The organism is Yokenella regensburgei (assembly GCF_051486985.1).
Classification (GTDB): domain Bacteria; phylum Pseudomonadota; class Gammaproteobacteria; order Enterobacterales; family Enterobacteriaceae; genus CBFFRJ01.
In genome coordinates, this window is sequence record NZ_JAHVDV010000016.1 from 38094 (window position 1) to 48182 (window position 10089).

General features: G+C 51.8%; 7 protein-coding genes. 3 read left to right on the forward strand and 4 right to left on the reverse strand.

The features are described from left to right. The first annotated feature begins 124 nt into the window (after positions 1-124). On the forward strand, positions 125-1603 hold the full coding sequence (locus KXR87_RS12595; RefSeq protein WP_437432589.1) for a PLP-dependent aminotransferase family protein: 1479 nt from the start codon (positions 125-127) through the stop codon (positions 1601-1603). 123 nt (positions 1604-1726) lie between these two features. Here KXR87_RS12595 and KXR87_RS12600 read toward each other — a convergent pair whose 3' ends face one another. The 3 genes from KXR87_RS12600 to KXR87_RS12610 form a co-directional block, all read right to left on the reverse strand. Next, a complete protein-coding gene (locus KXR87_RS12600) occupies positions 1727-3823 on the reverse strand; it encodes a pyrroloquinoline quinone-dependent dehydrogenase (RefSeq protein ID WP_437432590.1) in 2097 nt (698 codons plus the stop codon). 10 nt (positions 3824-3833) lie between these two features. Further along, entirely contained in the window at positions 3834-4199 is a 366-nt protein-coding gene (locus KXR87_RS12605) for a hypothetical protein (RefSeq protein ID WP_437432591.1), read from the reverse strand. Between the two features lie 483 nt (positions 4200-4682). Next, on the reverse strand, positions 4683-6221 hold the full coding sequence (locus tag KXR87_RS12610; RefSeq protein WP_437432592.1) for a methyl-accepting chemotaxis protein: 1539 nt from the start codon (positions 6219-6221) through the stop codon (positions 4683-4685). Positions 6222-6737: 516 nt separating this feature from the next. Here KXR87_RS12610 and KXR87_RS12615 point away from each other — a divergent pair. Then, positions 6738-7541 (forward strand): OBAP family protein, encoded by an 804-nt coding sequence (locus KXR87_RS12615; protein ID WP_437432593.1) that lies wholly within the window; start codon positions 6738-6740, stop codon positions 7539-7541. After that, positions 7538-8380 carry an MBL fold metallo-hydrolase gene (locus KXR87_RS12620; RefSeq protein ID WP_437432594.1) on the forward strand — a complete coding sequence of 281 codons (843 nt, stop codon included), beginning with the start codon at positions 7538-7540 and terminating at the stop codon, positions 8378-8380. The genes KXR87_RS12615 and KXR87_RS12620 overlap by 4 nt, the downstream gene beginning before the upstream one ends. 126 nt (positions 8381-8506) lie before the next feature. Here KXR87_RS12620 and KXR87_RS12625 read toward each other — a convergent pair whose 3' ends face one another. Further along, the gene (locus tag KXR87_RS12625; protein ID WP_437432595.1) at positions 8507-10075 is read right to left on the reverse strand and encodes a formylglycine-generating enzyme family protein; all 1569 of its coding nucleotides are present in this window, start codon (positions 10073-10075) and stop codon (positions 8507-8509) included. Positions 10076-10089 lie beyond the last annotated feature (14 nt).

The window sequence follows — 10089 nt, forward strand, 5'->3', positions numbered from 1 at the left end:
AAAAGTTGAATGGCAGGTTTAGCCCCACCAATTTACACAATCAAACCAGACCAATTAACGGTATGGCATCAGACGCTCTTGTTTTAGACTGGATGAGGAAAAGAGTCATGGTGGGGGGAGAACAATGTTTAAGCACGCGCAACTTGAAACGGTGAAGGCGTGGATGATTGATCCTGCTAACGGGTCACTACCGCTTCATGAAAGGATCCAGAGAGCCATACGGACGTTAATACTGGAGGGGGTATTATCCAATGGTAAGGCGCTTCCTGCCTCACGCGCACTGGCAACATCGCTTGATGTCTCCAGGGATACCATCGAAGCTGCCTACACCCGCCTGCATGCGGAGGGTTTTATCGAGAGGCATACCGGAAAAGGCAGCTTCGTTTCAGCCAGTTTTCGACTGCTGAAATCCCACGCAAGACAGCGCCAGGCACACGTCACCTCGCGTGAAGCAAAGCTCAGCACCCGGGGAACAGTGATTTACGAGAGCGGCGGAATACGGGAATTTTCCTTACCCCGCCCCCTGGCTCCGGGCATTCCCGAAACCCGCTTATTCCCGCTGCAAATCTGGGAGCGTCTTCAGCGGCAGGTACTGAAAGAATATCGCCACCATGCCCTGGAGCAAAGCCCGCCCCAGGGGATGGAACGCCTGCGACGGGCAATTGCAGAATATGTCAACCTGGAACGCGGCGCCCATGCCACCGCAGATCGTATCATTATCCTGACAAGCTCCCAGCAGGCCCTGACCCTCTGTTCAAACGTGCTGATGGATAGCAAGGATTACATTGTCACTGAAGATCCTGTCTATCAGGGGGCGCAAAAGGCCTTTAACGCCGCCGGGCTGAATATCATTCCTGTCCCCCTGGATGAAAAAGGCTTATGCATTGAACACCTTAACGTACTGCCAGTCGCGGCAAAGGCTATCTATCTTACCCCGTCTCATCAGTATCCTACCGGCACCACGCTCTCCCTTGACAGAAGGCTTGCCGTTACCGACTGGGCAAACCGTAACGGGGCCTGGGTCATTGAAGATGATTACGACAGTGAGTTTCACTATGAAGGCAAGCCCATGGCCTGCGTACAAGGACTGGACTCTTTCAACCGTACAATCTACATCGGGACATTCACTAAATCCCTCTTTCCCGGGCTACGTATTGCGTACATGATCGTACCAACGGAACTGGTTGAGCCCTTTACGATAGCCAGAACATTAATGGACGGTCATACCGCTTCAATTACCCAACTGACGCTGGCGAAGTTTCTGGAAGGGGGGCATTTTGGCGCTTATGTTCGCATGATGCGTGGTGTCTATGTCGCTCGTCGTGACAAACTGGCCGCGCTGATAGACCACTATCTTTCTGACTTTGTTTTCTATGTAAAGCCGAGTGGCGGAATGCAGATGCCTTGCCATCTCCGGCATGGGATCTCTGAAACAGAGATAGCTCTTGCCGCCCGTCGTAAGGGTATTGATATGCTCGGGCTTACCGCGTTATATGCAGCAGAGCCTGCCAGCACTGGATTTCTGATGGGATTTGCCGCTTACAACGAAAAAGAGTTAGAAGACGCAGTTGAAGCACTCGCCGCCATTTTTCGCCTTCTTTAATGCGTTCAATGGCCCGCGCTTGTTGACCGGGCTTAAGTTCATGCAGTCAATTATCGTGCACATCCCGGTGTAAAAATGGGGCCCGCAGGCCCCACTCTCATTTCTCAGACTCTTTGCGGGAAACTATTCAGGCAGTGCGTAAACCACCACCTGGTCGCCCACCTGGTCCTTCAGAATGGTATTTCCCCCGGCCACGAACGCCACATACTGACGGCCCTTGTACTCATAGACCGACGGGTTGGCTACCGCAGGCGCTTCAACCTGATCGGACCACAGCTCTTCGCCGCTCTCCACCGAGTAGGCACGCACTTTGGCATCCATTGAGGCACCGATGAATATCACGCCACCCGCTGTCACAGCCGGACCACCAATAGTGGGGGAACCCCAGCTCTCTGGCATAAAGAAACCATACTGCTGCGAGGCGCCAACCGGACGGCGCCATTTAACGTCCCCGGTATGCATATCGAGCGCGACTATTTCACCAAACGGCGGCTGCCAGCACGGCATACCCAGCCAGTTGTTTGCCACCAGCAGTCGCATGCCGTACGGCGCGCCTTCCTGCGGCGCAAAGCCGCTCTCGTTGCCCGCATCTTTATCCGCTTTATCATAATCCTCGCGGCTGTAGAGCTTCACATACTGCACAATATGTGAGGTATTCACGATCGCGATTTGTTTGTGTGGATCGAAAGCAACACCACCCCACTGGACCCCGCCGGCGCTGTCCGGATAGGTCAGCGCACCTTCGCCTTTGGTGGTCGGAGGCGTGTACATCCCCTCATAGGTGAGCTTATCCCACAGGCGAGAACACTGGCCTGCACCGACGGCGTCAGCCAGCTTCCAGATCTCTGGTTTTTTCGATTGATCCAGCAGTGGCGCTGGTTTGGTCGGGAATGGCTGCGTGGGCGAGAGCACTTCGCCCTTCACTGAACCGTCGCCCTGAGGCACCGGCCGCTCTTCGATAGGCCAGACGTCCTCGCCCGTCAGGCGGTTAACCACAAACAGGAACCCCTGCTTGGTGGCCTGGATAAGCGCCGGGATCTGTTTGCCATTGACCGTAATATCCATCAGCGTTGGTGCAGAGTTGATATCGTAATCCCACACATCATGATGCACCCACTGGCGGGACCAGACCACTTTACCGGTGTTGATATCCAGCGCAGTGGTGGATGTACCCAGCGGGATGGCATCCACACGGTTACCGCCCCAGTAGTTGGGAGACGGAGAGGAAACCGGAAGATAGACCAGACCATTCGCCTCATCGGCAGACATATGTGTCCAGACGTTTGCCGTCCCCGTGCGTTTGCGGATCTCGGCCGGAATAGCGTCAAACGTCCATTCACGCTTGCCGGTCCGGGCATTGATTGAGAATACACTGCCCGGAGGCGCCTCGGCATAAGCCCAGTCTTTACCCGCCCAGCCTACAAGAAGATGGTCACCGACGACCGTTGGCGGCTGAAGGATGGACAGTGGGAATTTGGCATTAACCGTGTTCCACTGGTTCACATTCAGCACCCCGTTATCCGCAAAGTCCTTGCAGGGTTTGCCTGAATCGGCGTCCAGCGCAAAGAGTTTGCCGTCAACGGTGCCCATATAAACGATCTTCTGGCACGCCTCACCGGCGACAGGATTTTTTGCCTGCCAGTAGGAGACGCCGCGATTCTTCAGCACCGGTTGGGTCAGGGCCTCGCGGGGCGATTTAGTGTCATAGTGCCACTTCTCTTTGCCAGTGCCCGGATCCAGGGCAATAAGGCGATCGAAGGGGGTGCCAATATAAAGCGTCTCGTTGGCGAAAATAGGGGTAGCGGACCAGACAGTAGCGGGCGTGTCGCCTTTACCATCCGAGACGTCGCCGGTATGAAACTCCCAGATTTTTTTTAATTTGCCGACGTTATCCGCCGTGATCTGGGTCAGGGGGCTGTATTTCTGAGCATTGAGCTGCCCGTGAAAACTGTCCCAGGTTGCGGCAGAAGGAACCAGCGGCGTCGCGGGCTGGCTGACCGCCGCCACGTTCTGCCCCTCGGTATTTTCGGTTGATGCATGATCGGTGGTGTTGGTTGTCCCCGGCGCTTGTTGGTCGGCCGCATCCACATTGAGTTTTTCCTGCGTCCCCTGAGAAGCCTCAGCAGCCTTGTCCTGCGCCTGCAGCGTGAGCGGAGCGACCAGTAATGCCAGCGCCGTCATGCTCATTTTCAGTAACGGGTAATGTTTATTTTTATGCACAGGTGGCTCCTCAGTCTCTGACGCGATGAGTGTGACGAACGGAATTGCTGCTCAGCGCAATCAGACCAGCCAGGCCGACCACCATAGCTACCGTAATGATGTACTGGTGCAACAGCATGGCTGCGAAGCCCGTGCCACACAGCACCACAAGGATGACAATGATCAGAAAGAGGCGCGCGCTGCGACGGGTTGCAGCACCTAACAGAAAGGTCAGAATCGCCAGCAGGACGCAGGCGACTGCCACGCCCAGCGCACCAATAGTACCGGTAACGCCGGTAAGCGGCGTAAACCAGGCATATAACGCCACGGCAACGCCGATCGCTGCAGCTAACAGCAGCAGTAACGTGCCGGCGCGTGAGGATTGAGATTGCAACATACCAGGAAGTCCCTTATTAAAAAGTACCGGAAAAAAACATCAAAATATCGTTTAACCGGGGCTGAACGGCCGCTTTAGCGCGAGGAACTCAACAGAAGCCCGGCACAAAAAGCAGGGGCAGCATCAGTTAAACGTAACAGAGTATAGGAGATGTTTTTTTAGCGTGCGCCTTCAGACGAAAGCGTGTGACTGATTAACAAGACGTTACCCCGCAAAAGGGTAAGCAAAGACTTTAGCATTCGGGGGGGCTGCGAGACATCTGAGTGCTCGCCGGGCGAGCGTCTGAAGAGGGTAACGGAGCGGTAGAGTGACGCTTTTCCACTCCGACCAGATAAAGCCAGCCTGCGCAGGTTGGGCGGTTAATTACCCGATCTTCATCCTGCCAGCTCATTGGGATTGATTTTGCAGCATGCAGGCCAGCGAAAGCATGCGATGGGTTATGCTTTGCTGGCCTGTTAACGCTGTGCCAGGTTTCGGTGTGGGTTAAAGCTTAAATGAACTAACGCCGCTTAAAAGCTTACCTGCCTGTTGGCTAAGTGAGTTTGCTGCCGACGCCATTTGTTCTACCATCGCCGCGTTTTGCTGCAGATTTCCTTCCATATTGTTTACTGCGATATTGACTTGATCAATGCCATAGCTCTGTTCTTTCGAAGAATGGTTAACCTGATTGATAAGTTGAGTGGTTTCATTTACAGCGCTAAGCGTCTGATCCATCCGTGCAGTGACATTTGCAGCAGATTCTACGCCCTTACCAACGTTATGGATTGCTTCCTCGATAAGGGTTCTGATATCACGCGCCGCTACGGATGAACGCTGCGATAATGAGCGTACTTCGCCGGCAACCACGGCAAACCCTTTACCTTGTTCTCCTGCCCGTGCGGCTTCCACTGCGGCATTAAGTGCGAGTATGTTGGTTTGGAATGCAATACCATCAATAATATTTGTTATCTCGGCAATTTTATTTGAGGAAGCAGAGATATCATTGATCGAATTTTGCAGTGAACTTAATTCACGGTTACTGTCATTGACTATCGTCTGGACGTTGCTAATGAAATTATTAGCTTCCTTCGCATTATCAAGGTTGCGTTTCACGGTTGCAGATAATTGGTTCATGCTTGCAGCCGTCTCTTCCAGCGAGGAGGCTTGTGATTCCGTACGTGAAGAGAGATCGTCATTGCTGAGGGCGATTTCGCTGGCTGCGCTATCCACCTCTTTACTGGCAGCTTTTACGCCAGACAGCACATCCTGAAGTTTTTCCAACAACGTATTAAAATTATTTGCGGTTGCGCCAAGCTCATCTTTTTTGGTCAGGTTAACCCGCTGCGTCATATCAAGATGTTCGCTGATATGCTTCATGCTTTCTTGCAACGTATGCAGACTCTTTTTGATATATTTCAAAATGGAAAACGATGAAAGTGCGGTCAATACTATGGCTGCACTTATGATGCCAATGAGTAACCAAAGCGTGCTCGAATACTGTTTGTTATTCTCTGCTGCAAAATTGGTTGCGATTTCATAATTGTAGGAAAGCAGCTGTTTTATATTGTTGCTTAACGCAACCGAGGCAACCGCTGTCTCGCCTTCATCTGCGACCATCATACTGGCAGCATCACTGCCTTGAGTTTCATAAATATTAACGGTTTTATTAACCTTTTCCAGATAAACCTGGAATAATTTATTAGTCGCATCTATCCCCTGTGCGTCTTTATCATCCGTAATCAAATGGTCTTTATAATAATTTAAGCCATCCTGCACTTTATTTAAGTATTGGCGTGCGGTATCAAGATGTTTATAGAATGTTTCTTTATTGTTAGATAGAAGACCCATCAGGATTTGACGTCGTGCCTCTTCTCTGTTCTGGGTGATAATGCCTATCTGATTAATGCTTGGTAACGAGTTACTCGCAATATATTCAAAACGATTTTGTGCTTGATACAGAGAGTTAATACTGATTATCCCAAGCATTAACAACGCGAGCAGCGCGAAACTGAATATAAGTGTGAGTTTCTTAGAGACGGTCATTAGAAATTCCTGAAAAGGCCAATGGAAATATCCTTCTTTATCGGCTTTCAAGACTAAACCTTTAACATGATAATAATGGTCAGGCCGGCCGCGGATCTTTCATAAAATCAAAGGGTAAGGATTTTTATTAAACCGCAGCTATATTTTTAAGCTTTTTTACCAGGCTTGGAATGTGGTAGTTAAATTAATTAAGTTTTTTATATCAATGCATTATGTGCAAACCTGCGAGTTTATGATCATGCTGTACATTTTTACCGTTCGTTCAGGAGTGTGATGTATTTCAAATTTATAACTTCACTTTTAAGGTGCGCCAGTGAGAGAAACGCACGTGCTTGCGCACCTTAAGCGTAACGGCAGTGAGGTTCTGGCAACAGGATAGCTCTGCGTTGATTTATGGCCGGCGCAGCGGGCAAAGTTCGTTCTCTTCAAAACGTCTTGCATGGATCGGTACAAATTTATCGTCGCTTTTCGCGTCATGTACTACGTTGAGTACAACGACCCTGACCAGGAAAGCAGATGAAACCTCTATTTTTTGCACTCTTAACGAGCCTGACGTTAGCAGGATGCGGGGCAAATACCACCCCGCCTCAAACCCCACTTCCCGGTGAAAAGACCTCTTCTGAACTACAGGTGCTGGAAACCGGCGCGCAGATAGTGCAGTCCCGTCCGCCTGTTGAGGCGATAAGTGCTTATCTTGACGGTTTTCATTTTTACAGCGGTGACAAAAACGGGCAGATGGAAGCCCACCATTATGTGACGGTGCTAAATGAAGACGTCATGCAGGCGGTGATTTATGACGGCAACACAAAGGATGCCCGCCTGATGGGGGTTGAATACATTATCAGTGAGCGTCTGTTCAGAACCCTGCCGCCGGAGGAGAAAAAACTCTGGCACAGCCATCAGTATGAAGTGAAGTCCGGCAGTCTGATAGCACCCGGATTACCGGCAGTGGCAGATAAGGCCCTGATGCGCAAAATTGTGAATACGTATGGTAAGACCTGGCACACCTGGCATACCGATCGCGACAAGACGCTTCCCCTTGGCATCCCGGCGCTGATGATGGGCTTTACCGGGGAAGGGCAGCTTGATCCTCAACTGTTGGCTGACAGGGACAAACGACTTGATGTCAACACGCAGACCATCAAACGTGAACGTGCCGATATAGTGGCGCACCCGATTATCGAGGGAGCGAACGCATGGCAGAAGGGCGATGTTATCCAGCTCAAACGGGTGCAGGGCGCGGGAGAACATGCCCACGGGGAGACCAGCCACTTTGGACAGGCGGAGCAGACCCGGCAGGCCATCCCGGAGGCGAAATGATGAAGGTCCATCACCTTAACTGCGGCTGCATGTGCCCTGTTGGCGGCGCGTTATACGATGGCTTCAGCAAGGGGTTACACGCGCATCTGGTCTGCCATTGTCTGCTCATTGAAACAGACAGTGATGGGCTGGTGCTGGTGGATACGGGATTCGGCAAGGATGACATACATCGCCCAGATCAGCGTCTGTCTGGCTTTTTTCGCGTGCTGAATAACATTCAACGACGGGAAGAACTGACTGCCCGTTCACGAATAGAAGCGCTGGGATTTCATGCCGAAGATGTTCGACATATTATTTTGACGCACCTTGATTTTGACCATGCCGGGGGCATTACCGATTTCCCACATGCGCGAGTTCATCTATTGCAAACAGAGATAGATAACGCTCAGCAGCGGCATAGCTGGCTGGCGCGAGAACGCTATCGTCCCGGCCAGTGGAGCGGCATTTCTGGCTGGACAGGCTATCAGCCACAGGGTGAGACATGGTATGGCTTTGAGGCGGTAACGGCTCTGCAAGGGCTTTTGCCTGAAATCCTGCTTGTGCCGCTGGCAGGGCATACGCTGGGGCATGCCGGTATTGCGATAAAACAGCCGCAAGGCTGGCTATTGCATGGCGGAGATGCCTGGTTTTTTCGCGGTGAAATGCAGGGGCAGAAACCGCACTGTACGCCTGGGCTGCGCTTTTATCAGTGGATGATGGCAATGGATAATGGGGCGAGACGGCATAATCAACAGCGACTGAGGGAGCTTGTCTCTCGTCATGGCGATGAGATCACCCTTTTTTGCAGCCACGATGCGTTGGAGTTACGTGCGCTGGCTACACAAAATGACACCCCATAATCTCCGGCCGAATGCCGCAGGCCAGTCTGGCTGCGACATTCAGTACCAAAAACGCGCCACCGCTAATGAATCAACGGCGTCTTTCCTCACAATACTGTCTATTACCGCCTGGAATTTCAGCGACGGTTATTGCCCACCGGCGGTCTTTTTGCAGCTTTCCAGCCAACCTGCGGTATCTATCTTACCGTTTTCCAGATACTTCTGTTGATTCTGCCAATGCGCCGCCAGGAAGGGCTTCAAACCCGTGAGCCGCTTATTGATCGTGAGCATTTCTTCGAATACCGAGACTTCATGCTTGAGACTGTCCGCACCGTACAAGGTCGCCGAGTCGACCAGACTGCTGGCGTAATAGCCCGTAAGCTGTTGCAGCCTGTCTGATTGCTCTCCCAGTTTGCTTTTACGGTTAGCGCAGTTGGTGTCGCTGGCATCTTTATCTTTACAGAGCAGCTCATAGTTATGATTCAGGAAATCAAGGAAGCGACCATCATCCTGCAGCTTGGTGCACAGGAACGATCCTAAATTAAGGCTGGCGCGAATCGACTGAGCACGCTCTTCTTGCTGCTTCTGGTTGCTGGCGCGAAGTTGATTTTCGAGATCTTTTAGCTTCTGTTTTAGTGCCGCATCGTCGATACCAGATGCAAGACTTCCCAGCGCTTTGGCCGTATCTTTACCTTCATCTTTAGTTTTCTCGCCGTTTTGATTTTCAGCCCCCAGGGTTTCCCAGCTTTTTTCGAGTTGTTTCACTTTATCGGTAGAGGTGATGGTAGGGGCGACCAGCACCAGACGCAGGCCGGTGGTTTTACTGGTCGAGGGGGTGGCGTTGTCGTAGTAATTGACTTCTTTACGGGTCGCGCTGCGAATATCGGTTGGATTTGACTGGAAGCTACCCCCACGCACCACGAACCCCCCGGCCTGGCCATGGAGACGGTTCAGCTTGTTAAGATAAAACGGTGTAAACATCATTTCTGAAACATTACCCAGCATGTCATACAAGCCCAACGGGTTGGGATGCAATCGCCCGATGAGCTGGACTTTACCGTTAGAGGATTGCGCGCCAGAAAACCATTCATAGTTTTTCATATCATCCATCGGATAATGGGCATCCCGGAATTCAGCACTATTCACTTTGAGGCCGCCGCGCGCTGCAAATTCCCATTCTACTTCCGTCGGTAGCCGCAAGAATCCAGGCTTCCCATCTTCCTGAGGCAGTTTATCGAGGGCGTTAGTGCGTAGCCATTGATTATATTTATCGGCAGCAGTAATGGCATCAAACCAGCTCATGCTGGTTGCAGGCATACTGAGCATTCGCGACGGAGTCGGGCAGGTTCCTTCCATCAGGGCTTTATATTGCAGAGCCGTAAGCTCGTACTTGGCCATCAGGTAATAACGACCTTTGCTTTTTTTGCTCTCACTAAAGCTACCAGCAATGAAAGTCGGGTAACTGTGTTCGACAACGCCCCAGTCTCCTCCATCCTGCCCTAGCGTGATGGGAAGATCGTCCAGCGGGCCTGACACGGGGATCTCGACGCGACGAAACGCCATTGAACCTTCGCAAGGCATTGGCAAAACGATATCTTCATCATCAGGATTGGGGTTCCAGGTATTGGTGGCCCAGGGCTCCGCCAGCGCTGAAGACATATGGGGAAGCAGGCCGAGCACTAAAGCGTACCGCAGTGAAGAAAGAGTCAAGGTCACAAACACTCTCCGCG